This is a genomic window from Cohnella hashimotonis, from assembly GCF_030014955.1.
GTDB lineage: Bacteria > Bacillota > Bacilli > Paenibacillales > Paenibacillaceae > Cohnella > Cohnella hashimotonis.
The window spans coordinates 4220581-4245194 of sequence record NZ_JAGRPV010000001.1; the positions used below are offsets into that span (position 1 = coordinate 4220581).

A 24614-nucleotide genomic window follows, 5' to 3' on the forward strand; every position below is an offset into this window, starting at 1 on the left:
TATATTCCAGTTTGGCATCGAAGCGATTCGCCGCGTTTTCAAGATGCGCCGAACACTGCCAGCTCCAAAATCTCCGCGACGTCCCGCGCCTTGACTCGGTCGTCCGCTTCCTTTTGCTTCGTGCCGTCTTCGAGCATCGTCAGGCAATACGGGCACGCGCTCCCGATCATCGTCGGCCGCGTTTCCAGCGCCTGTTCCGTCCGCGCTACGTTAACCCGCTTCCCCGCCGATTCCTCCATCCACATCAGGCCGCCGCCCGCCCCGCAGCACATCGCGTTTTCGCGCGTACGGTCCATCTCTGCGAGCTCAACTCCCTCGATCGCGCGCAGAATATTCCGAGGCTGATCGTACACGCCGTTGTAGCGCCCCAGGTAGCAGGAGTCGTGATAAACGATCCGTTCCTTGACGGGCTGCGAAGGTACGATCCGGCCTTCCTGCAGCAGACCGTCGAGCAGCTGCGTATGATGCAGCACCTCTACGCCCTCCAGGCCGAATTCGGGGTATTCGTTTTTCAGCGTATTAAACGTGTGGGGACAGGCCGTTACGATCCGGCGAACGCCGTATTTGCGAAAGGTCTCGATGTTCTCCGCGCACAGCTGCTGGAACAGCAGCTCGTTGCCCATCCGCCGCGGGGTGTCGCCCGAATTTTTTTCCTCGTTGCCGAGGATGGCGAAATTGACGCCCCCCTCCTGCATCAACCGAACGAAGGCGCGAGAAATCCTCCGGCTGCGGTTGTCGTACGAGCCCATCGAGCCGACGAAAAACAGCGTGTCGAAGCCCGGATTGTCCTTGACCGTCGGCACCGCAATGCCGCCGATCTCGCCGGTCCACCGGGCACGGTCGCCGCGGCTAAGGCCCCACGGATTGCCCTGTCGCTCGATGTTCTGCATCGCGCGCTGCGCCTCGTGCGGCACGCTGCCTTCCGTCAGGACGAGATAACGCCTCAGGTCGACGATCTTGTCGACATGCTCGTTGCCGACCGGACATTGATCCTCGCAGTTGCGGCAGGTCGTGCACGCCCAAATTTCCGATTCCGTCATCACGTCGCCGATCAGCGACACCTCCTCGGGCTTGCGATCCGTCCCGCTCCAGCGCGCCCGCTGCCAATCCGTCGTCGGCCCGATGTCGGTGACGGCGCCGGCGGCTGCGCCTTCGTGCCAACCGGGGCCCGCGGGTCCGCCCGATTCCGCGGCCGCGGACATGCTGTGAGCGCTTCCATTTTTAAACGCGAAGGCAGGTACCCATGGCGACTTGCTCGTGATCGCCGCCCCCTTCTCCGTGAGATGATCACGCAGCTTCGTAATCAAGTGCATCGGAGACAGCGCCTTGCCTGTACCGGAGGCCGGACACACATTCGTACATCTCCCGCACTCCACGCATGCGAAGAAGTCGAGCATCTGCCCCCTGCCAAAATCTTCGATTTTGCCGACGCCGAACGACTCCGCCGTCTCGTCCTCCAGATCTAGCTTGCTCAGCTTGCCGACGGGCTCCGCCCGGCCGACGAACAGATTGATCGGCGCGGTGATCAGATGAAAATGCTTCGACTGCGGCACATAAACGAGAAACGTCAGCAAAACGACGAGGTGCGCCCACCAGCAGACGAAAAATGCGGCCTCGGCTGCAGCCGGCGTCAGATTGGACGCAGCGCCGGCGATCAACGAGGACACCGGCGCGTAGGCTGAAGCGGCCTCTCCCTCCCAAGCGCGGTGGAAGCCGAGCGACAGCAGTACGGTCAGCATCAAGGCGCCGATCAGAAGCAGCACGATTGCGGGCTTCCACCCTCGCTTGAGCCGTGCCAGCCTCTCGCCGTACCGGCGGTACGCGGCATACCCCGCCGCCGCAAGCACGAGAAGCGCGGCAATCTCCTGCGTAAGCCCGAAGACGCGACGCCCCGGTAACGGAAGCGGCTCGCCGCCGGACAGCCCGGTATAGATCAGGTCGAGCGCGCCGAATTGAAGCACGATGAAGCCGTAGAAAACGAACAGATGTATGACGCCGCTGCGGCGGTCCTTTAGCAGCTTCGTATGTCCAAGCGCCTGCACCGTCACCTCGCGGAGGCGGTTCTGCCAGTCCGGCGGCCGGCCCGAAGCTTTTCCAAGCCTCATGTAGGCGTATCGATGCCGGACCGCCTGGCAGAACAAAAAAAGGGCGTAACCCGTTACGAGCAGAAACGACGCGAAATGCAACCAGGACAGCAGCACAAGCACCCTCCCTTCTTGATCGCGTTTACAGCGGCAGAGGAACCAGGTTATTTTTTGCCGGCTCTTAAATATAGATCTAGAAATGAATGAGTATTCATTTCATTTTTAATGGCATTTGTTCGGGAGGCGGTCGCATGGCGGTCGGCAGGCTGCATAAATTTGAAGGGATACTGGACGCGGCCGTGAAGGTGTTCGCCGAGCACGGGTATCACGGTTCGCAAATATCGAAGATCGCGAAGGAAGCGGGCGTCGCGGACGGCACGATTTATTTATATTTCAAAAATAAGGAGGATATCCTCGTTTCATTGTTCCGGGAGCGGCTCGGCAGGTTGATCGGCAAATTCGAGGCTTCGGCACGCGATTCGAAAAGCGCCGAGGATGCGCTGCGCACGATCTGCGCGCTTCATTATGCGGAGCTCGAGCGTCATCCCCTGCTCGCCCACGTTACGCAGATCGAGCTGCGGCAGAGCGCGCTTGCGCTGCGCAAGGAGATTGGCAAGACGCTTAAGCCCTATCTTCGTCTCATCGAAAACGTGCTCCTCGACGGCATCGCTTCCGGGGCGTTCAGGCCCGAGCTGAACGTGGTGCTGTCGCGCCAGCTCATTTTCGGAGCGATGGACGAGGCGGTGTCGTCCTGGCTGCTCTCGGAACGCAAATACTCGCTGGCGGCACAGGTCGAAGGAACGGTCGACTTTTTTCTGCGCGCGCTGAAGTCCTGACGAGGTTTTACGTATCGCCGTCCCGATTGAACCGGACCGGTCTTTATGTACGATTCATCCTTATTTCGAGAGGAGCACGTCCGATGAATATTGCGGTGCTGCTGAAGCAGACGTTCGATACCGAGGAAAAAATCGTCCTGCGTGACGGCAAAGCAAGCGAGGACGGCGTGAAATTTATCGTCAATCCGTACGATGAATATGCGATCGAGGAGGCGATCCGGCTCAAGGAGGCGCACGGCGGGCAGGTGACCGCGCTCTCGCTCGGTCCGGCCAGAGTCGCCGAAGCGCTGCGCACCGCGCTCGCGATGGGGGCCGACGAGGCGATCTGGATCGACGACGCCGGGATCCCGCAGGATGAGTCCGCAGCCGCCGAAGCCATTGCCGCCGCGCTGGGACAGCAGTCCTTCGATCTCGTGCTCGGCGGCAACTTCTCCGTCGACACCGGCGGCGCCCAGGTCGCCGTCCGCGTGGCTGCCGCCCTGGGCCTTCCGCATGTCACTTCGATTACGAAGCTGACGGTGGACGGCGGTACGGCAAGCGTCGAACGCGACGCCGAGGGAGACCTCGAGCGGATCGACGTGACCTTGCCCGCGCTGTTTACGGCGCAGCAGGGATTAAACGAGCCGCGTTACCCTTCGCTGCCCGGCATTATGAAAGCGAAGAAAAAGCCCTTTAAGTCGCTAACCGCGCAAGACTTGGGCTTTACCGACGGCCGGACGGCCGAAGCTGCGAGAACCGTCCGTATCTCCTTGTCGCTGCCTCCTGGCCGGCAGGCCGGGCAGATGCTGCATGGAACGCCGCAGGAGCAGGCGACCGCGCTCGTCGGCTTGCTGCGCAACGGGGTCAGGACGATATGATGCCGTCCGCCGCTTCATGGCCACCAGAGGAGGAATGCGATGATGAGCAAAACGTATTTGATTGTGACGGAACAGCGGGACGGCAAGCTTCGGCGCGTATCGCTGGAGGCGCTTCGGGCGGCTCTGGACTGCGCGGAAGCCGGAGACGAGATTCATGCCGCGCTGCTTGGCGAAGGCTTGGACGGTCTGGCTGCGGAGCTGGCGGGCTATCCGCTGGCGCAGGTTCACGCGATCGAAGGCGAGGAGCTCAGGCATTATAATCCCGAGGCTTATATCGGGGCGCTGGCCCCGCTGCTCGAAGCCCTCCGGCCTGCCGGCCTGTTCCTCGGGCATACCGCGCTCGGACGCGACCTGGCCCCTGCGCTTGCTGCGAGGCTGTCCGCAGGCCAAATCTCCGACGTGACGGCGATCGAGCGGGACGGCGGCGAGCGGGACGGCGGCGAGCGGGACGGCGGCGAGCGGGACGATGGCGAGCGGGACGATGGCGAGCGGCATGGCGGGCAGATCGTCTTCGTTCGCCCCCTGTACGCGGGCAAGGCGATCGAGCGCAAAGTATTTACCGCTTTTCCGCAGGTGGTGACGGTGCGGGCGAACAATTTGCCGGCGGCGGAGCCGCGTAGAGACGGCGGGACCGCGATTGTCGCGAAGCGGGCAGCCGCGCCTGTCGCAGACCTGCGTACCGTCGTAAGGGAGGTCGTCCGCAGAACCGCGGGCAAGATCGATCTGACGGAGGCCAGGATCGTCATCGCGGGCGGGCGCGGCGTTAAGAGCGCGGAAGGCTTTCGGCCGCTCGAGGAGCTGGCCGGACTGCTCGGAGGCGCCGTCGGCGCGTCGCGGGGCGCATGCGATGCCGGGTATTGCGACTACGGCTTGCAGATCGGCCAGACGGGCAAGGTCGTCACGCCCGAGATCTATATCGCCTGCGGCATCAGCGGAGCGATCCAGCATCTCGCCGGCATGAGCGGCTCGCGCGTTATCGTCGCCATCAACAAAGATCCCGAGGCGCCGATTTTTAGCATCGCGGATTTCGGCATCGTCGGCGATCTGTTCGAGGTCGTGCCGCTGCTTACGCAGGCGTTTCGACAGGCGCTCGCCTAAGAAAAAAACCAGCTAAGACTTGTTAAGTCTCCATGTCTTGGCTGGACTTCGGCTAACTGAATATTTTGTGAGCATACCAATACCCTCCAATGCCATGGAGGGTATTGGTTAAATAAGGTATGGCCGATATCCGAAACTGGAGTCGCGCTGAACGCCTATCAATAGCTCGTCGCCAGCCGTTCCGACGGTTCGGCGGGCCAGCGTATCGCCGCCAGCGGGTAGCGTCAGGACGGTGGCATAAGCTCCCAAAGCGTTCGTCATAGTCGATCGCCTCGAGATGAATAATCTCGCGAGCGTCGTTCTTTCGCCGCAATACCTGCAAATAAAGTCAATTTCATAAACATTTTTTACCAGAATAATTCCGAACTTTTAATACAAAATAGAACCTCTGAGATTCGGAAATAAGCCCAAAACCGAACGTTATTCGTCAAATCTTTGATTAGGTTTGTTTAAACTAGCGATTTTTTGAATTATGAAATTGACTTAAAATATACATCTTTTTGGGCCGATTTCGATGCCTTTGCACCGTAAAGATGCAAAAACGCAGGTATTTACCTTCGTCGGCCAGATTTTCAGCTCGTTCTTGGCATTTACCTGCATTTTTGCAGGTATTTCATCGCATCCGTTGGTCCGCGGAGAAATACATGTATAAATGCAGTTTTTTGACCCGCAAACTATCCGACAAACTCAGGCAAGCCGATCGCGCGCTGACCTGTCTTCGAATCGCTGCCGATTGAAACGCTGCCGCCCGAATCGAATTCGCTATACCTTCATTCCTGCGCCGGATCCGGTCCGCAGCAGCCATAGCTCTAACCCGAGCGTCTTGTCGACGCGTCCGGTTTTCATCTCGTAGTCAAGCTCGGCGAGGCCGCCGAGAAGCGCGGTCAGCCGTTCGATGGTGAACGCCTTGGCCTGTTCGGCGGTCACCTTGACCCCGAAGGGGTGCATGCCGAGCTGACCCGCCATCTGCTGAGGCGAATAGCCTTGCTTGCCCAGCTCCTTGACATACAGCATGCTTCGGAACTGCCTGACGAGCAGCGCCGTCAGCTTGATCGGCTCCTCGCGGCGTCTGAGCAGGTCGTGGTACAGCGCGATCGCTTTATCGGTCCGCAGCGATGCGATCTCCTCCGTCAGCTTGAACACGCTCTGCTCGACGCCTGCGGGCACGAGCTCCGCGACGGCCGCGGCCGTCACCGTACCGCCCTCGCCTGCATGCAGGCACAGCTTGTCCGTCTCCGCCGACAACGCGCCCATTTCAGTGCCCGCTCGCCGGATCAGCTCTTCCGCGGCCTGCCTGTCCAGCGTGCGGCCCTGCTTGGCCGCGCGGCCCGAGACCCACTGAAGCAGCTCGTCCGGTCCGAGCGGAGAAAAATTGACGACGATGCCGTCCTGCTTGGCCGCCTTCGACGTCTTCTTGCGCTCGTCGAGCTTGTCGTGAGGCACCATGAAGACGAGCACGGTCGTCTCGAACGGCCTGCGCATATATTCAAGCAGACGATCCGGCCGATGCTCCGTCTTCGCCGATTCCTTGGCCGATCCGAAGATGACGCTATCACGGACCAGCACCAGCTTGCTCGGCACCAGAAAAGGCATCGTCTCCGCCTCTTCCAGAATCGTGTCGAGGGAATGCTCCGCCGTATCGAAGCGCACGATCGCCATGTCGCGATGCTCGGGCTCGGCCACGGCCGCGGCGAGACGCTCGGCGAACTCGTTCATGCGGTAGCTCTCCGTGCCGAAGCATATGTACAGCGGACGGATCTGTCCGTCCCGTATCTCCTTAAAAGCCTGTCTCGATTCCAATCCGACCACCTCGCACTCATTATACAGCAAAGAGACCGCGCCCGTTAACGGCAGGCGCGATCTCTTTGTCCTTGGAATCTATGTCAACGTTCGACGTGCAGGCCCATGGTGCCTTGCGCGAACGATCGTGACTGCGCCTCCAGGGGGCGCGGCGGTTGTCATAAATCCAATATACGCAGTTGTAGATCAATTGGTGACTGCCGATCAGCGTGCCTGCTCGCGATTTTCTTTGGCGTTCCACCAGAGATCCGTCGCCTTGCCGGAAGCGTCCGTCCAGGTGTAGTACAGATCCTGTCCGTCCTGGCCCCAGGAGACGTCGGACACCGTGCCTTCCCGGTTGCCGCTCTCGAAAACCGTCTCGAGTCCTTCCGTCTTCACGATGCGAAGGCCGCCCTGGTAAGCGAGTGCCGTCAGCTTGCCGTCGGGCGATGCCCAGGACGGCATGGCGGCCGATAACGACATCTCCGGCAAGCCCGCGACCGAGGGCGCTTCCGCAGCGGCAGGTCCGCTAGCGCCAGCACCGCTCTTGGCAGGTCCTTCGCCTTGGGCGCTCGCAAAGTTGCGCGTATCTTGATCCGTCTTGTCCGACGTGCCGGACGAAGAGGCAGCAGGAGGCGCAAACTCCAGCCTCGACCCGGCAGCCGAGTCGGGCGTGGCGCTTAGACTCGCTGTCGGCGACTGCGTCTCGGTCTTGGCAGCCGGCACCTCCCCGGCCGAATCGACCGAGGAGCCGGATTCGCCGCCGCCGGCGGAACCGTGCAGGCTCGTGCCGCTGACCGACTCGTCCCCACCGTCTGCCGAGCCTTCGGACGAGCTCGAACTTTGGCTCTGTTGGTTAAACTCGCTCGAGCTAGCGTTGTCTTCTGCCATCTCCGGCACGGCTTTTTCGTTCATTACGTTCTTGCGCATAATGTCGGACGAAGCCGCACCAGGTGCGGACCCGGCTGCCGACTCCTGCTGCAGGGCAGCCTTCTGCTGATCCGATTGCAGCGAGAACGGCTGGGCGATCAGCAATACGCCCGCGACTACGCCGGCCGCGACCACCGCTGCCAAGCTGCGATAGACGGACTTGCGGCCGCCGATCCTTCGGGAGCGCGGCTCGTATGCGGCGGCCTCTGCGGCCGTCGCCTGCTCGGCGTCCGGCGCGGGCTCCGGCACGATCCGCTCCAGCTGGGGCAGGATCGCATCGACCAGGCTGTATCTCGGGGTTACGTGCGGCAGCTGCGTCAGTTCTTCGGACAGCCGCGTCAGCCGACCGAGCAGCGCGGCGCACTCCGGATAGTTTTGCAGGTACAATTGCAGTCGCGACGACTCTTCTTCGTTCAGATCGCCGTCGATCGAACGCTGCACGAGCTCCATCCCCTCTTCGCGATTCATCCCCGGACACCCCCTTTCCGATAGTCATGAAGCAATGTCTGCAGTTGTTGTCGGGCGCGGAATAAGTAAGATTTAACCGTATTTAACGGCAAGTTGAGCGAATCGGCGATCTCGTTATAAGAGAAATCCTGCAGATAACGAAGCACGACCACGGTGCGGTGATGCTCCGGAAGCTTGCCGATCGCCTCGCGAATGTCTTCGGAAGCGTAGCCGCTCATCACCTCGGCCTCGACGTCTTCGCTTGCTTGAAATACCATCTCATGTTCGTCGATCGAAACGGAAGGACGTTTGCGACGGAACTTGTCGATGCAAATATTCGTTACGATGCGCTGAACCCACGTGCGGAATTGCGCCTTTTCTTCATAGGAATTGATCTTCGTGTATACCCGAATCAACGCTTCCTGCGCGGCGTCCATCGCATCCTGCTCGTGGTTAAGCAAATAATAGGCCGTACGGTAAACCTGGTGTTCGATCTCGCGAAGCAGCGCGACAAGCGCTTCCCGATCGCCGGCCTGCGCAGCTTTGATCAATTCCGGCTCCACCACGGGAGATCCTCCTTCTCTCGCATCCCCTCTGACGAAAACGTGCGCCAAAAGGTTGCAAAAAACGCAAGGTATAATCTAACAAAAAAATAAAGGCGTAAACGCCCTTCGGAACCGCTTATGTGCAGCAATCCGTTATTTCCATATATACTCGGCGAGAAGCCGAAAAGTTGTGAAGGAAGTCCCGTTACAGTCTATCATAAGCGCCGCTTTTTGTCGTTAGGGCCGCTTGGTGCGCCGTTCGAGCCGGCCGTCCGGACGGACGCGGTAGGCGATCTCGCCCTGTATGTCGGTCCGTTCGAGGGCGGCGCCGGACGCCAAAATCCGGTCGACAATCTCGGCATGCGGATGACCGTACAGATTGTTTTTGCCGGCCGACACGACGACATCGGTCGGGTTCCACCAGGCCAGCCATGGCGCTGTCGTCGACGTTTTGCTGCCGTGATGTCCAGCCTTCAGCACGTCTATGGCAGTCGCTCCCTCTCCGACTCGCCGGCGCAGCTCGCCGAGCACCGCGGTCTCGCCCGACGCCTCCAGGTCGCCGGGGAGCACAAACACGCGGCCGTATAACGTAAGCCGAAGCACCACGCTCATGTCGTTCTGCTCGCCGATCGACGGTATCCGGTCGTCGCCGTCCGAATTCAGCGGATACAGCGCTTCAAACGTCGCCGACGCATCCGGCCGCCATGTGGCGCCTGCCTCGATCGCATACAGCGGAATGCCTGCGTCTATCGCTTCATGAAATAGACGAAGCACGTCGGCATCCGGTTTAATCGTTCCGTTAAACCAAATGCGCCCTACCTGTAGCTCCCGGATAATCGCATGCGCGCCCCCGATATGGTCGGCGTCCAAATGCGTCAGCACGAGCGCATCAAGGCGTCGGATGCCCCGCTGCTTAAGCAGCGGCACCAGCGTCTTGCGGCCGACCTCGTAAGGGTCCTTGCGAAGGCGCCACGGTTCCTTCGACGCTCCGAATGTGACCGTGCCCCCCGCGTCGACGAGCACATGAAGGCCGCTTCCGGTCGTAATCAGGATGCTGTCTCCCTGACCGACGTCGAGAAAAGAGACCGCGCCCGTCCGATCGAGCTCGACCGGGGGCGCTTCCCAGGCGAGCATGCCCAGCCAACTCAGCGCAAAGAGCGCGGCAGAGAGCCGCCGAATGCGGCGCGCATTCAATGAGAACCTTATCGCCGCAAGGCCTTCGCCGAATGGAGACGTTGCGGAAGCCCGTTTGGAGCGCCAGCCGGCAGAGACGGACTCTTCCGGAGCGACGGCGGAGGGGAAAACGCTGCGCGGACGGAGCAGCGGACCGTGCAGCGGCTCGGTCCATTCGCCTCCGGTCTGCGCGCCCCCGGCATACGCGGCGATACGCTCGGCGCGCTCGTCCGGATCGAACGGATCCGAGGCGGCAAGCTGCGCCGCGGCAGCTTCGGCCGTCGCAGCCAGCTCCTCGCGAAGCCGGAGCGAGCGGCGTGCGAAGGCAAGCGTTGCCAGCAGCAACGCATAAAAGGCGAGCACCCAGATAAAATCGGGCTGATGCCATACTGTCGCTAAAGCTTTAACCGATCCGAGCCAGTCGGTCGCCGCGAAGGTCGCGCGGTTGCATAGCGTGGCGAGCTTCGCGGCGACGAGGCCGAGCGGCAGCCAGACGGCGCCCAGCGCCAGCGCGGCCATCCCGAGCGGCATGACGACAAAGCTGATAAACGGCACAAGTACAAGGTTAGCAAGCAGCGACAGCAGATGCAGCTGATGAAAATAATACGCGGTGACCGGAAAAGAAAAGAGCTGCGCGGTTAAAGCGACGGCGAGCGACGAGCGGATGAACGGCGAGCGTATGCGAATGGCAAGCAGCTCATTCATGACCGGCACACAGAGCAAGAGACCCGCGGTAACGATAAAGGAGAGCTGAAAGCTGACGTCCTCCACGACGGACGGACGCCAGACGACCATGATGAGCGCGGATGCGGCAAGCAGGTGAAGCCCGTCCTTCAACTTCCCCTGCCGCGCGAGCCACAGGGCGATCATCGACATCAGACAGGCGCGGACGGCCGACGGAGAGGCGCCGGTAAGCAGCATATAGACGGGCATCGCCGATGCCGCAAAGCCAAGCGAACGCTCCCGGGTCCAGCGCACGAGTTTGCCGAGCATCAGCAAAATGTAAACGACGACAGCGACGTGCAGGCCGGAAATGGCGAGCACATGCGTCAGCCCGAGCCGGGAAAAGTCATCGTATTGCTCCGGATCGATATCGTCTACGATGCCTGCGACCAAACCTTTCATATAACCGGCGTCCTTTTTGCCGTACAATTGATCGGTCAGCTTCCCGATCGCCTCTCGGGACTCGTCGAACCAGCGGAGCGTACGATCGAGGAGCGGCACGCGGCCGTTCGTTCGCCTCACGGCTTCCGCGCCTTTGGCGCTTACGGTCCAATAGATGTCTTGCCTGCTCAAATAATGACGATAGTCGAAGCCGCCGAAATTACCCGCGTCGGCGGGAAGCTTGAGCGTGCCGGCGACCTCGACGGATATCCCGCGCTTCCAGGATGCCGCGGTCGCCAGCTCTTCCTCGGCGGACAGCCTAACGCGGATCAGCAGCTTCTCGACGGTGCGCAGCGCTGCTTCGTCGCCTGACCGGACAAGACTCGCGCGCAACGGAAAAGTCACCGTATCGCCGTCGATCGCCGCAGGCTCCAGCAGTCGTCCGGACGCGATCACCGACCGTCCCTCCGGCCCGGTCCATGCCGCCGTCAGATCGGAGCCATGCCCGGATTCGTTCCATATCCGCAGGCCTGCCGACAGCAGCAAGGCCGCTGCGCATAACGCGCCCGTCCGCGGCCGAATCCGCCCGGCGAGGACGAATGCCGTAAGCGCGGCGACGATGCCGACATAGACGAGCGTTGCGGGCAAGCCGTGCCGGACCGACCAGACGCCGCTGCCCGCGACCCAGAACCCCGCTACGCATACCAGCGGCCTGCGATCCATTGATTTCACGCTCCTTTTCATAAAAAGAAGAACCCTGCGCGTTCAGCAGGGTTCTTCCCGGTGGCCTTCTCTATATTTGAAGCATTCGAACTTTATACTTTAGTCGGCTTCCTTCACTTCCGTATCCTGAGGAGGCGCATAATCCGGAATCGTCCTGAAAACGATGCGGCGTTCGGCCATCAACGCGGATACTTTGTCATGATCCTTCGGGTAACCGCGATGGAATACGATCTCGACGATGCCGCTGTTAGCGAGCATGTTGGCGCAAGTCCAGCACGGTTGATCGGTCACGTAAACGGTAGAGCCCTCTCTGTCAATCCGATCCGTGAACAGCAGCAAATTCTGCTCTGCGTGAATCGTGCGAATGCAGCGCTCTTTTTTGACCATGGCCCCTGGTTGGCCTGAAGGCGACGGCGCGAATTCTTCGACGATCATGCAGCCGGCCTCCGAACAATCGGGTACGCCCATCGGCGCGCCGTTGTAGGCCGTGCCCAGCAGCTTCTTGCCTTGTACGAGCACGGCGCCCACATGCCGCCTCGGACAACGCGACCTTGTCGATGCCATGAAGGCGATGTCCATAAAGTAAGTATCCCAATCCTTGCGAACCGCAAGCGCCATCTGGCTTTGCCTCCTGTCGTATATCCCCGGACGCCGCTTGGCCTAATCTGCCTTGATAAGCGGCAACAGCTTCGCGAGCAGCTTGTCTCCGATTCCTTTGACGTCTCTCAGCGACTCCGCGGATTTGAACCGCCCGTGCGCATCCCGATATTGTACGATCGCTTCGGCTTTGGCCGGCCCGATGCCCGGCAGCGCATCCAGCTGAGCGGCGCTGGCCACATTGATATCGAGCCGTCCGTCCGCCGCCGAAGCTTCGGGTTGGGTCCCCTGCCGCGCCTCGTCGTCCGCATTCGTAACCGGTCCGGCGTTAATTACGTCTTCTGCTTCAACGAAAGTGTCCGTTGTTTTATCAATATTCTTCAAGGGAGTGCCGGAATCTCCCGAAGCGCCAGATTCGCTGCCTGACGCCTTGCCTGTTATTTCTGAATTTCCAGCGACCACGCTTGCGTTCGTTTTCGATCCGCCCGCTGGCGGCCTGACAGCGCCCTCAGGCACGATGGATTGGGCGGTGGCCGTCAAACCTGTTTTTGGCGCGTTACTTGTCGACTTGTCCGTGCCTTCGGCCTTCCTGTTCCCTGCCTCCGCTTCTGCCACCGCCGCCGCGACCTGCGCATTGACCGGCTCCCAGCCGGGCACCTTTCCGTCGGACGGCGCAAGCCACCCCCAAGCGAGCAGAGCTGCCGCTGCCGCACCGGCTATGAGAGCCGCCTTGCTTCGCAGTCCGGCGCTTCGTGCCGATTGCCTTCCCATTAGCTTCTCCTCCGTGTTCGTCGCCTGACGCGACTTGCATTCGTCCATTTTTAAAACGCATAAAAAATCGAGTCATGTCGGCCAAACCTGCTGACATACAATGGAAAGAAGCCATGCAAAATGCCAATAGCGGGAGGAGGACCTCAGATGAAGGTCGGCTTCATCGGCGCCGGAAGCATGGGCGGTCTGCTAGCGGGAGCCTTGCTGCGCGCCCGGGCTTTTGAGCCGTCGGAAGTGACGATCGCAACCCGCACCTCCTCCAAAGCGGAACGTCTGGCGCAACAGTTCCCGGGCCTTCGGATCGGGCCGACGAACGCGTCAGCCGTCCGGGACGCGGATATCGTCTTTCTGTGCGTCAAGCCGCTCGACTACCGGGCGGTGATCGGCGAGATTCGAGAATCGCTCCGTCCGGAGCAGCTGCTGGTGTCGATTACCAGTCCCGTCACGCTGGAGCAGCTTGAGCGTTTATTGCCCTGCAAGACGGCGAAGATCGTTCCAAGCATCGTCAACGGCGCAGCGAGCGGCGCTTCGCTGTTCATGTACGGCACGAGGCTCGAGCCCGCCGACAAAAAGCTGCTGATCTCCATGTTCGCGCGCATCAGCGAGCCGATCGAAGTGCCCGAGGACAGCGTACGCGCCGCTTCGGATCTGTCCAGCTGCGGCCCTGCCTTTATGGCGTATCTGCTGGAGCAATTCGTGGAAACGACGGTCGAATTCGGAGGGCTCGCGCCCGAGGTCGCAGCCAGAGTCGGCGCCGAGATGATGCTCGGCACGGCGAGACTGCTGGAACAGGGCTGCACGACGCGGGAGCTGCAGGAACGCGTCTGCGTGCCCGGCGGCATTACGGCGGTAGCGATGGAAGAGCTGCGGCTCGCGACCAAAGACGCCTTCCGCAAAGTCATGCGGAAAACGCATGACAAGTTCGCGGAAGATCTAGCGAAAGTCGAAGCTTCGCTTTCGGAGCAGTCTTTTTCCTCCGATTAGAGAAAACGCGCTGCGGCGACGCAAAGGGCGGCCCGGTCATCCGATCGGGCCGCCCTTGACGTGTCAGTTCGCTACGATGTTGACGAGCTTGCCCTTGACCGCGATAATCTTGCGCACCGTCTTGCCTTCCGTGACGGCCTTGACCTTCTCCAGTGCGAGCGCGGCTTCCTGCAGCGCTTCTCCCTCGAGATCGGCCGCCACGAACACGCGGTCTACGATCTTGCCGTTGACCTGAACGGCGATCTCGACTTCGGCGTCTACCGTCAGCGCAGCGTCGTAGGTCGGCCAAGCCGCATAGGTCACGCTCTCCGTATGGCCGAGCTTCTCCCAGAGTTCCTCGGCGATATGCGGCGCGATCGGCGACAGCATCTGCACGAAGTGCTCCATCGCCTGCTTCGGCAGCTCCTCGACCTTGTACGCATCGTTGACGAAGATCATCAGCTGGCTGATCGCGGTGTTGAAGCGCAGGCCCTCGTAGTCCTCGGTAATTTTCTTGACCGAACGATGCCAGGTTCTGCGGAACGCTTCTTCGCCCGCCGTATCCGTGATCTTTTCGCTAAGCTCGCCGTTCTCCCCGACGAACAAGCGCCAAACGCGGCCGAGGAAGCGGTACATACCCTCGACGCCGTTCGTATTCCACGGCTTCGTCGCTTCGAGCGGCCCCATGAACATTTCATACACGCGCAGCGTATCCGCGCCGAACTCGCCGACGATGTCGTCGGGATTGATGACGTTGCCGCGCGACTTGGACATCTTTTCGTTGTTCGTGCCGAGGATCATGCCTTGGTTGACGAGCTTGTGGAACGGCTCCTTGGTCGCCACGACGCCCAGATCGTACAGCACCTTGTGCCAGAATCGCGCATAGAGCAAGTGAAGCACGGCATGCTCGGCGCCGCCGATGTAAAGGTCGACCGGCAGCCATTCCCGCTGCTTGGCCGGATCGCAGATCGCGTCCGCGTTCTTCGGATCGATAAACCGCAGGTAATACCAGCAGCTGCCCGCCCATTGGGGCATCGTATTCGTCTCCCGGCGCGCCTTGCGACCGTCCGGCAGCGTCACGTTCACCCAGTCCTCGACGGTGGCAAGCGGCGACTCGCCCGTGCCCGAAGGCGTAATCGCGTCGACTTCAGGCAGCAGCAGCGGAAGCTCATCCTCAGGCACCGTCTCCATGCTGCCGTCCTCGAAGTGCAGGACCGGAATCGGCTCGCCCCAATAGCGCTGGCGGCTGAACAGCCAATCGCGCAGCCTGTAAGTAACCTTGCCGCGGCCTTTGCCCTGCTCCTCCAGCCAGGCGATGCTCTTCGCGATCGCGTCAGGCGTGGACAGGCCGTTCAGGAAGCCCGAATTGACGTGTTCGCCTTCTCCGGCATGCGCCGCTTCTTCGACGTTGCCGCCGCTGACGACCTCGACGATCGGCAGCCCAAACTTTTTCGCAAACGCCCAGTCCCGCTCATCATGGCCCGGCACGGCCATGATCGCGCCCGTGCCGTAGCCGCCGAGCACGTAATCGGCGATCCAGATCGGCACGAGCTCGCCGTTCACCGGATTGACCGCATATGCGCCCGTGAAGACGCCCGTCTTGTCCTTGGCCAGATCGGTCCGCTCGAGATCGCTCTTGCGCGCAGCCTGCTCGACATAAGCCTCGACATCCGCCTTCTGCGCGGTGGAAGCGATGGCCGACACAAGCTCGTGCTCCGGCGCCAGCACGCAATACGTGGCGCCGAACAGCGTATCCGGACGCGTCGTGAACACCGTGAGCGAGGCGTCGGCATGGCCGTCGATCGCAAAGGTCACCTCGGCGCCCGTCGACTTGCCGATCCAGTTGCGCTGCATGTCCTTGATGCTCTCCGACCAGTCGAGCTCCTCGAGATCCTCGAGCAGCCGCTCGGCGTATTCGGTAATCTTGAGCATCCACTGGCGCATCGGCTTGCGGATGACCGGGTGGTTGCCGCGTTCGCTCAGCCCGTTGATGACCTCTTCGTTCGCGAGCACCGTACCGAGCGCCGGACACCAGTTGACAGGCACTTCGGCGACGTAGGCGAGTCCCTTTTTGTAAAGCTGGATAAAAATCCACTGGGTCCATTTATAATAGTCGGGATCGGTCGTGCTGAACTCGCGGTCCCAATCGTAGGAAAAGCCGAGCGACTTGATCTGGCGGCGGAAATTGTCGATATTCTCCACCGTGATCTCGCGCGGATGACGCCCCGTCTGGAGCGCGTATTGCTCCGCCGGCAGTCCGAACGCGTCCCAGCCCATTGGATGCAGCACGTTGAATCCGCGCATTCGCTTGTAGCGGCTGACAATATCGGTCGCCGTGTAGCCTTCGGGATGTCCGACGTGCAGTCCGGCGCCGGACGGATACGGGAACATGTCGAGCGCGTAAAACTTCTCCTTGCCCGGGTCCTCCGTCGTGCGGAACGTCTTGTTCTCGTCCCAGTAGCGCTGCCACTTGGGTTCAAGCGTCTGCGGCTTGTAGCCGGGTTGATTGTTGTCTTGTACCATGGTTCATGCTGCCCCTTCCGTCTGACTGCTCGTTTAAAACGTCAAAAAACCTCCCGCCCCAGCGAAATCACGCTAGGGACGAGAGGTTAAACTCGCGGTACCACCCTAGTTGACGCCAGCCCTGCCTGGGCATGCCGTCCACTCTTCCTCCTTAACGCGGAGGGACTCGCCGCGCTTGCCCGCCAGGCGACAAGCCTGGACATGGATTGCACGCGGGGCTCCAAGGCGAGTTCGTCGCTGACGTCAGCCGGCTCGCACCTTCCGCCGGTTCTCTGGGTTGACGCTGCACGATTACTTTTCCTCTTCACAGCCTTTATTGCCTCGATTATAGCGGTTGCCGTCAATCCGTGTCAAGCGCGCGGTCCCGCGCCATGCCAGAACAAGTCGACGATCCGCTCGGGCAAGTCCTCGCGAGCATCGCCGCCGTAATCGCGGCTGCCGACCATCAGCAGCGACGAAAAAGCATGCGCCAGCAGCAGCGGATCTTCGCCGCCCCGCATCTCCCCGCGGACGGCCGCCTCGGCAAAGCATTCCGCCAGCACTTCGTGTATGCGGTGCTCCGCTTCGCGAATCTCGCGCCGCTGCTCCTCGCTTAGCGATGCGATCGCTTCGCGCATCATCGATTCGAACTCGACGTGCGTGTCCGCCATCTTCGCGGCCGCCACCTTGATCAGCCGCTCTCTGAGCGTCCCTTCTTGCTCGAGAATCCGGCGCGTGAATATGCAGATCCGCCCCATCATCTCGGTCACGGACGCGGCGAACAGTTCCGATTTGCCGCTGAAATAATAATAAATCGAAGCCTTCGTTACGCCCGCGCGCTCCGCGATCTGATTCAAAGACACCGGCTCGTAACCGAATTCCATAAAAAGAGCCGAGGCGGCGCCGAGCAGAACGGCCCGGCTGTCCGTATTTCCTTTGGGCCGCCCCGGGGCCCGTCCTGTTTGTTTTTGTTTCAATTGATGCGCCTTCCCCTCAAACATGTTGCAATATTAACCTTCCGGTATATATAATTATTGACGGTAACATTATAACTCATTATATCGCAATCGAATCGCGAGGGGGAGCTCGAGTGAAGGAAGTACGCGTTCATGGCAAAGGAGTAACGGGCCCCGTCGGCCGATGGGTGACGCTCGCGGTATGGATCGTCGCGGCCGCCCTTTTAAGCGTTCTGCTGCCGCAAGTCGGCAAACAGGAGACCAACAATGCGCCGAATCTGACAGACGGCAGGCCGTCCGTGCAGGCCGCCGCCGTTGCGGAGCGGGAATTCGCCAGCGGCGCGGACGTGCCCGCTTTAATCGTATGGCATAAGAAGGGCGGTCTGGAGGACGGCGATCTGGAAATGATCCGCAAGCTGGCGGGACAATGGACCAGCTCGCCGGTCCCGCATCAGACCTCTGTAATTCCGCTCCATCAAATGCCCGCCGAAGCCCTCAAGGCTCAGCTTTCCGAAGATGGCAGCACGCTCGTAACCCCCGTATTCTTCGATAAAAATGCAGATACGGATCAGTTGAAGGAAAGCGTTGCGGAACTGAAAAAACAAACTGCAGAGTTGACCGGAAGCAATCCGTTCGAAGCGGACCCGGGCAAAGAAGGCGCGCTCAGCGCGCGCGTCACCGGTCCGGTAGGTATCCAGATCGATGCCACGGGACTTTTCGAGAACGCCGACTTCGCGCTTCTGATGGGAACCGTTCTGCTCGTACTCATTTTGCTGCTGCTCATTTACCGGTCTCCCATCCTGGCCTTCATCCCGCTCGTGGGCGTCGGCTTCGCCTACGGCGTCATCAGTCCGCTTCTCGGCTGGATGGCCCGCGAGGGCTGGATCGTCGTCGATTCGCAGGGCATCTCGATCATGACCGTGCTGCTGTTCGGCGCCGGAACGGACTACTGCCTGTTCCTCATCTCGCGTTTCCGGCAGCTCTTGAAGCACGAGACCGATAAAGGAAAGGCGCTTCGCGCCGCGCTGACGGACGCATCAGGCGCCGTCGCGATGAGCGGCATTACTGTCGTGATTGCCCTCCTCACGCTGCTGCTCGCCGAATACGGCGCGTTCCGCCGGTTCGCCGCGCCGTTCAGCATCGCGATTTTTATCATGAGCATCGCCAGCCTGACGCTCGTGCCCGCGCTGCTCGCCGTCATCGGACGCGCCTCCTTCTGGCCGTTCGTTCCGCGCACGCAGCAAATGCGCGAGGAACGCGCCGCGAAGCGCGGCAAGCCAAAGCCTGCGCCCGAGCCCGCTCCCCGCTATCGCACCGGTACGCTCGTCGTGAAACGGCCCGGCTTGATCGCCCTCGTCTCGGTCGTTTGCCTCGCCGTGCTGGCCGGCGTATCGAGCCAGATCAAATTCACGTACGACATTTTATCGTCGTTCCCGTCCACGATGGAATCGAGAGAGGGCTACGCGCTGATCGGCTCCCAATTTTCCGAAGGCGAGCTTGCCCCCGTCAAAGTTATCGTAGATACAGGAGGACGGGAAACCGAACTTGCGGAAAAGTTGTCCGGCTTGCCTTATGTCAGCCGCGTATCCGAACCGGCGCAAGGACAGCAAAATAAGCAAATTGTCGCCTACGACGTGGAGCTGGCTCTTAACCCGTATTCGCTGGAGGCGCTGGACAAAATTCCCGACCTTCGCGAAACTGCGAATGCCGCGCTCGCCCAAGCCGGGGATGCGAAAGCCGCCGACCATGTATGGGTCTCGGGGCAGACCGCGGAGCAGTATGACACGAAAGAAACCGGGGAACGGGATACAAGACTGATTTTGCCGGTCGTTATCGGACTGATCGCTTTGCTGCTGCTCCTTTATTTACGCTCTGTCGTCGCGACCGCCTATTTGGTGGGTACCGTCATCCTGTCGTATTTTTCCGCGCTCGGGCTGGGGTGGCTCGTCATCCACTACGTGCTCGGCGCAGATGCGATACAAGGCTCTATCCCGTTGTATGCGTTCGTGTTTTTGGTGGCGCTCGGGGAGGATTACAACATCTTCATGATCTCGAGCATCTGGCGCAAGCGCAAGGAAATGCCGCTGCGGGACGCGATTCGCGAGGGCGTCGGCGAAACGGGCGGCGTCATCGCCTCGGCCGGCCTCATCCTGGCCGGCACGTTCGCGGTGCTCGCGACGCTGCCGATCCAGGTGCTCGTACAGTTCGGCGTCATCACCGCGATCGGCGTGCTGCTGGATACGTTCCTCGTTAGGCCGTTTTTGGTGCCGGCCATCACGGCGCTGCTCGGCGACCGGTCATTCTGGCCGGGGAAGAGACAACTGACGGAGAAGGCGAAGCTGCGCGGTTAACAATTAAAGAGCGGTCCCCAGCGTCTTTAGGCACAGGGGACCGCTCTTGTTGTGATTGGGCTCGCAAGGTATTGCTTGGAGGTGCGTTCGCCTGCATTACGCCAAGTGCTCACCTCGCGCATTTGCCCCCGCCAACAGACCCATCGCCTGCACTACGACAGGCGATCGCACATATGCACCCGCCAATAGGCCCATCGCCTGCACTACGACAGGCGATCGCCCATTACTTTTACCCATCAAGCCTCGCGCGATAAGAAAAACCATCAGGGATTATCACCCTGACGGTCCTTTTAAGTTTGGCGGATATCTGAAACTGGCATCGCACGGAACGCAGGTTGATAGCTCGTTCTACAGCAGTCCTGACGGACCCGCATGTCTTCGCCCGTATTGTTCCTTTTCCGCAATGCCTGCAAATATACATCTTTTTATGCCGATCTCGCCCCGTTAAAACAGGAAAGATGCAAAAACGCAGTTATTTTACGCCATCAGCCGGATTTCTGACTTGAACTTTGCATTTACCTGCATATTTGCAGGTATTTCATCAGGTGGTCCGAGTCGGTAGAGAATACCTGCACGAATGCAGTTATTTGGCCCGTCAATCATCCATAAAGTGACGGTACGCCGAAATCGCGCTTACCTTTCCGCAAATAGCCGCCCAAATATATGCTCTTTGACCTTCAGTCATAACCACCGGCTTAGCCGGTGGCTTCCATCTGCCCTATAAGGGCATGTTACAAGCACGCGCCTATAAGGCGCATTGAAGATCTGCCAACCGCGTGCTACCACGGGCGAGCCCCTAAAGGGGCCACGTTACCTGCCCTTTTTTGTCGACTCACCCGTAAACGGGTCAATCAGTTCTTTCATCGTAAGTTGTTCATAATTTTTGTCTTTTACCATCTGGTTACGGATGTATTCTTCAATTACTTTTTTGTTTCGACCTACTGTGTCCACGAAATACCCTCTGCACCAAAATTGACGGCTTCCGTATCGATATTTCATATTGGCAAATTTGTCAAATATCATGAGCGAGATTTTGCCCTTCAGATACCCCATAAATTCCAAAACACTTAATTTTGGCGGTATGCTCACCAACATATGAATGTGGTCAGGGCAAGCTTCGGCTCCAATGATTTCAACGCCTTTTCGCTCACATAACTCCCGCAGTATCTTTCCGATTTCTCTTTTTAACTTCCCGTAGATGACTTGTCTTCGATATTTCGGTGCAAATACGATATGATATTTGCAGTTCCATTTGGTGTGTGCTAGACTGCTCTTGTCCATTCCCTTGTCCTCCTTGATTGATGGTGCAGTTGGCAGACCGGCTACCATCTTAGCATGGAGTTCAAGGGATTTTTACTCATAGCTATAAGCTTTTGGAACCCCCAGTCGAACTGGGGGTTTTCGTATACAAAAAAACGCCAGGCAGCTCCGCCTGGCGGTCTCTCTCGTCTTTGTCTTCTATTCCGGGCGCCGCGCGACAAAAAACAGTCGTTCGCTCTCAGCCGTCGGCGCATGCCAGGAAAAGTCGGCGCAGCGGTGAAGCAGCTCAAAACCCGCTTCCGTCAGCTGACCGGCGAGCCAATCCGGCTCGTAGGCGCGCTGTACGTGTCCCTCTTCAAACCGTCTGTACAAGCCGGCGCCGGCCCCGCCTTCCTCGCGTACGAAGAAGGTAAGCTCATGCTCCACCTCCCGGCGGTCGGGATCGTAATCGCACGTCCACAAATAGGCGATGTCCTTGTCGTCGAGCACGAACGGCTGCTCCTCGCCGTAGCGGGCGAGCTGCGACGGCGCATGCACGTCGAAGACGAACAACCCGCCGGGCCTGAGGCCGGCATACGAATGCTTAAACGACGAGACCACGTCCTCGGGCTCCGTCAAGTAGTTCAAGCTGTCGCAAAACGACAGCACGCAATCGACGGGCTCGGGAATCTCCCAGTCCCGCATGTCCTGCTGCAGCCAACGAATGCCGCCTTCCTCGCCGCCCGAGGCGCGGCCGATGCCGCGTTGAGGCACGGACTCCCACTTGGCGCGGGCGACGGACAGCATGTCCGCCGACAGGTCGATGCCGAATATGCGAAATCCGGACTTGGCAAGCGGTATGGCAATATTGCCCGTCCCGCAGCCCAAATCGACGACCGTCCCGGGCATGCCGTATTTCTCCCAGCATTGTCTGGCAAAGCTCAGCCATTCCGGGTACGGCATATCCTCCATCAACCGGTCGTAGACCGAGGCGAACTCACGATAGCTGCGCATGGATGTCTCCTCGTTGTCGGGCCCCGCCTTCCTAAATTCCGGAATCCGGGGCCTTTCAGTTTTCGATGGCCGGGCGTCTCAAACGAAGCGCCTCAGGCCAGTGTCTGTTGGCGACAGTCCGAATCGCTGCCGCTGCCTTTACTCCGGCGTCGGAGCGGCGCCGGCATCCCGCGAAGCTCCCATATCCCGCGATGCTCCCACATCCTGCTCGCTCCCTTCAGAAGCGGCAAGCCGGGTCCAATTCCCGTCCTGCACCACGAGCCTGTCCTTCATGAGCTTGCCGAGCGCGCGCTTGAAAGCGGACTTGCTGAGTCCGAACCGCTTCTGGACAACGTCCGCAGGCGTCGAATCAGAATACGGCATCGCACCGCCCGGCCTTGCCTGCAAAAAGGCCAGAATGCGGTCCGAGTCCTCCAGACGACCGACTTCCTTGGCCGGCCGCATCGACATCGTCACTCTGCCGTCGTCCCGTACCTGCGTCACGCGTGCGGTCGTCTTTTCGCCGAGCCGCAGCGGGTGGATCATGGACGCGTTCGGCAAGTAGCCGAGCGCCCCGTATCCAAGCACGCCACCGTGCGCGAGTACGAACACGCCATCCTTATAAATATCGGTCACCCAGCATTCCCGTTGTTCGTGGTGCCAGGAAGACGGCGCGCGGAACACGACGCGCTCGTAATCTTCGATCTTGGCAAGGCGGGCCAGCATGCGCCCTTCCTTGTCGTGCTTCATGATCACATGAAGCTCGTCGCCCGGCTGCGGCCAGCGGTCGCGGTTATCCGGCAGCTCCTTGATCGGCAACAGCAGCTGGCGCCCGATGCCGAGCTCGAGGAAACAGCCGAATCGCGGATGAAAGTCGGCCATAACAAGCCGGCCCATCTGCCCAAGCTGTAGCAGCGGCCGGCGGGTCGTCGCCGTCAAGCGGCCTTTGTCGTCATGGAAAAGGAAGACGTCCGCCGAATCGCCGACCGAAGGACGATTGCCCGATGCTTCGCCGTAAGGGAGCAGCACCTCGGGCGAAGTCTCCGCCTCGTCTTCGGCCAGAAACCAGCCGTAAGGCGACACCTCGCGCCGCACCAGCAGACTGGCCGTCGTGCCGGCGATCAACGTCATGCGAATTCAACCGCCTTCGCGTCCGACCACAAGCGCTCGAGCGAGTAGTATTCGCGTTCGTCCCGATGGAAGACGTGCGCGACGACGTCGCCCATGTCGATGAGCACCCATCTCGCCGTATCCATGCCTTCGATCCTGACGCGGGCGCCGGCTTCCTCTGCGCGCTTCTTGATCTCGGTCGAGATCGATTGGACCTGCGTATCCGAATTGCCGTGGCAAATGACGAAGTAATCCGCCACCAGCGAAATATGCTGCAAGTTAAGCGCCACGATGTCGTTTGCTTTTTTGTCGTCGGCCGCGTCCACGACCTGCCTCATCAACTGTTCCGATTTTGCCATCGTTCAGCCTCCCTCAAGATTTAATCGTAGTGCCCGCCGCGCGAATTTCCCTTACCAGGTCGTTACGCGCCAATACCGTCAGCGGGAAAATCGTTTTTCCTTTTTCCAATAAATGAACGATCGTCGAGTCGAAGCCCGCGACCAGCGCCTCATTAAGATTCGTCTCCGCAAGCTCGCGGATGCGCTCTACGCCGGGAAATGCCCGGCTCGGCTCCATGTAGTCCGCAAGGCAGACGATGCGGTCCAGTAACGTCATGTTCTCCCGGCCCGATGTATGATAGCGTACGGCATCCAGCACTTCTTCATCCTCGACGCCCAACTCCTCGCGAACCGCCCAAGCCCCGACATGCGCATGCCATAGCTCCTTGTCGTATTCCAGCAGCTCGGGCGGCAGGCCTTGCTCGCGGATGATCCGCTCCATACGGTCCGTCTGCCAGGCCTTGGCATAATCGTGCAGCAGCGCGGCAAGCCATGCCTTGTCCGGATCGCCGCCGTATCGCTGCGCCAGCACGAACGCCGTATCTACGACGCCGGCGACGTGCCGGTACCGCTTTTCGGGCATCTGGCGCTTGACGGCCTCAATCAACAGTTCGCGATCCATACAAACCCTTCCTTTCGATCTCCGCTCTTACGCGCTCGGGCACCATGTACCGGATCGTCCGCCCTTCGGCGCAGCGCCTGCGGATATCGGTGGACGAAATGCCGATTCCCGGCATCTCTCCGCGCACGATACGGTCCCGCAGATACGGCGGCAGCTCGGCTTCGGCTTCTGAACGGCCTGCATCTGCGCCGCTTACCGGACGATTCAGCGTAATAAAGACGACAAGGCTTGCCAGCTCTTCGATGCGCCTCCAACGCGGCAGGTCGTCCCGCATGTCAGCGCCGACGATCCAGTAGAACGCCACGTCCGGATAGCGTTCGCGCAGCTCCAGCACGGTGTCGATCGTATAGGAGGCGCCCTGCCGGTCGAGTTCGGCCGCCTCCACCCGGAACGACGGATGCTCCGCAATCGCTGCCTCCACGAGCGCCCGGCGCTGCTCGCCGGAAGCGCCGGGCTGCGGCTTGTGGACGGGCACGGAGGTCGGTATGAACCAGACCTCGCTTAAGTCCGCCGCCTCGCGCGCCGCTTCGGCCGCAAGCAAATGGCCGATATGGACAGGGTCGAAGGTGCCGCCCATCAGCCCGATGCGTCTCATG

20 protein-coding genes and 1 other annotated feature are annotated in these 24614 nt (G+C 60.5%); of the genes, 5 read left to right on the top strand and 15 right to left on the bottom strand.

Features of this window, described 5'->3' with window-relative positions:
* Positions 1 to 38: 38 nt before the first annotated feature.
* Positions 39 to 2198, bottom strand: coding sequence for a heterodisulfide reductase-related iron-sulfur binding cluster (locus tag KB449_RS17080; RefSeq protein WP_286672441.1), 2160 nt, complete (start codon positions 2196 to 2198; stop codon positions 39 to 41).
* Between the two features lie 137 nt (positions 2199 to 2335).
* Here KB449_RS17080 and fadR point away from each other — a divergent pair, with 137 nt between their 5' ends.
* From fadR to KB449_RS17095, 3 genes are all read left to right on the top strand, one after another.
* The gene (fadR, locus tag KB449_RS17085; protein WP_282909523.1) at positions 2336 to 2920 is read left to right on the top strand and encodes a fatty acid metabolism transcriptional regulator FadR; all 585 of its coding nucleotides are present in this window, start codon (positions 2336 to 2338) and stop codon (positions 2918 to 2920) included.
* A gap of 83 nt (positions 2921 to 3003) precedes the next feature.
* On the top strand, positions 3004 to 3777 hold the full coding sequence (locus KB449_RS17090; protein ID WP_282909524.1) for an electron transfer flavoprotein subunit beta/FixA family protein: 774 nt from the start codon (positions 3004 to 3006) through the stop codon (positions 3775 to 3777).
* Between the two features lie 42 nt (positions 3778 to 3819).
* A complete protein-coding gene (locus KB449_RS17095; protein ID WP_282909525.1) occupies positions 3820 to 4875 on the top strand; it encodes an electron transfer flavoprotein subunit alpha/FixB family protein in 1056 nt (351 codons plus the stop codon).
* A gap of 762 nt (positions 4876 to 5637) precedes the next feature.
* Here the strand turns inward: KB449_RS17095 and holA are convergent.
* The 6 genes from holA to KB449_RS17125 all read right to left on the bottom strand — a co-directional run bounded on the left by holA (position 5638) and on the right by KB449_RS17125 (position 12944).
* On the bottom strand, positions 5638 to 6675 hold the full coding sequence (holA, locus tag KB449_RS17100; protein ID WP_282909526.1) for a DNA polymerase III subunit delta: 1038 nt from the start codon (positions 6673 to 6675) through the stop codon (positions 5638 to 5640).
* Between the two features lie 204 nt (positions 6676 to 6879).
* Entirely contained in the window at positions 6880 to 8052 is a 1173-nt protein-coding gene (locus KB449_RS17105; protein ID WP_282909527.1) for an anti-sigma factor family protein, read from the bottom strand.
* Entirely contained in the window at positions 8049 to 8597 is a 549-nt protein-coding gene (locus KB449_RS17110) for an RNA polymerase sigma factor (protein ID WP_282909528.1), read from the bottom strand. The genes KB449_RS17105 and KB449_RS17110 overlap by 4 nt, the downstream gene beginning before the upstream one ends.
* Before the next feature lie 216 nt (positions 8598 to 8813).
* Positions 8814 to 11576: a ComEC/Rec2 family competence protein gene (locus KB449_RS17115; RefSeq protein ID WP_282909529.1), complete on the bottom strand. Its 2763-nt coding sequence runs from the start codon at positions 11574 to 11576 to the stop codon at positions 8814 to 8816.
* A 99-nt stretch (positions 11577 to 11675) separates the two neighbouring features.
* Entirely contained in the window at positions 11676 to 12194 is a 519-nt protein-coding gene (locus KB449_RS17120; protein WP_282909530.1) for a deoxycytidylate deaminase, read from the bottom strand.
* A gap of 42 nt (positions 12195 to 12236) precedes the next feature.
* Entirely contained in the window at positions 12237 to 12944 is a 708-nt protein-coding gene (locus KB449_RS17125) for a ComEA family DNA-binding protein (RefSeq protein WP_282909531.1), read from the bottom strand.
* A gap of 147 nt (positions 12945 to 13091) precedes the next feature.
* Between KB449_RS17125 and comER the strand changes: the two genes are divergently transcribed.
* Entirely contained in the window at positions 13092 to 13928 is an 837-nt protein-coding gene (comER, locus tag KB449_RS17130; RefSeq protein ID WP_282909532.1) for a late competence protein ComER, read from the top strand.
* Positions 13929 to 13991: 63 nt separating this feature from the next.
* Here comER and leuS read toward each other — a convergent pair whose 3' ends face one another.
* Positions 13992 to 16430 (bottom strand): leucine--tRNA ligase, encoded by a 2439-nt coding sequence (gene leuS / locus KB449_RS17135; protein WP_282909533.1) that lies wholly within the window; start codon positions 16428 to 16430, stop codon positions 13992 to 13994.
* Positions 16431 to 16501: 71 nt separating this feature from the next.
* Positions 16502 to 16747, bottom strand: a binding site (T-box leader).
* A 33-nt stretch (positions 16748 to 16780) separates the two neighbouring features.
* Positions 16781 to 17386: a TetR/AcrR family transcriptional regulator gene (locus KB449_RS17140; protein WP_282909534.1), complete on the bottom strand. Its 606-nt coding sequence runs from the start codon at positions 17384 to 17386 to the stop codon at positions 16781 to 16783.
* A 113-nt stretch (positions 17387 to 17499) separates the two neighbouring features.
* Between KB449_RS17140 and KB449_RS17145 the strand changes: the two genes are divergently transcribed.
* Positions 17500 to 19716: an MMPL family transporter gene (locus tag KB449_RS17145; RefSeq protein ID WP_282909535.1), complete on the top strand. Its 2217-nt coding sequence runs from the start codon at positions 17500 to 17502 to the stop codon at positions 19714 to 19716.
* An 810-nt stretch (positions 19717 to 20526) separates the two neighbouring features.
* Here the strand turns inward: KB449_RS17145 and tnpA are convergent.
* The 6 genes from tnpA to nadD all read right to left on the bottom strand — a co-directional run bounded on the left by tnpA (position 20527) and on the right by nadD (position 24613).
* Positions 20527 to 20997, bottom strand: coding sequence for an IS200/IS605 family transposase (tnpA, locus tag KB449_RS17150; RefSeq protein ID WP_282909536.1), 471 nt, complete (start codon positions 20995 to 20997; stop codon positions 20527 to 20529).
* A gap of 177 nt (positions 20998 to 21174) precedes the next feature.
* Positions 21175 to 21969: a class I SAM-dependent DNA methyltransferase gene (locus KB449_RS17155; RefSeq protein WP_282909537.1), complete on the bottom strand. Its 795-nt coding sequence runs from the start codon at positions 21967 to 21969 to the stop codon at positions 21175 to 21177.
* Between the two features lie 138 nt (positions 21970 to 22107).
* Positions 22108 to 23079, bottom strand: coding sequence for a CvfB family protein (locus KB449_RS17160; RefSeq protein ID WP_282909538.1), 972 nt, complete (start codon positions 23077 to 23079; stop codon positions 22108 to 22110).
* Positions 23076 to 23417 carry a ribosome silencing factor gene (rsfS, locus tag KB449_RS17165; protein ID WP_282909539.1) on the bottom strand — a complete coding sequence of 114 codons (342 nt, stop codon included), beginning with the start codon at positions 23415 to 23417 and terminating at the stop codon, positions 23076 to 23078. The genes KB449_RS17160 and rsfS overlap by 4 nt, the downstream gene beginning before the upstream one ends.
* A 13-nt stretch (positions 23418 to 23430) precedes the next feature.
* Entirely contained in the window at positions 23431 to 24018 is a 588-nt protein-coding gene (yqeK, locus tag KB449_RS17170) for a bis(5'-nucleosyl)-tetraphosphatase (symmetrical) YqeK (RefSeq protein WP_282909540.1), read from the bottom strand.
* Positions 23996 to 24613, bottom strand: coding sequence for a nicotinate-nucleotide adenylyltransferase (gene nadD / locus KB449_RS17175; protein ID WP_282909541.1), 618 nt, complete (start codon positions 24611 to 24613; stop codon positions 23996 to 23998). The genes yqeK and nadD overlap by 23 nt, the downstream gene beginning before the upstream one ends.
* Position 24614 lies beyond the last annotated feature (1 nt).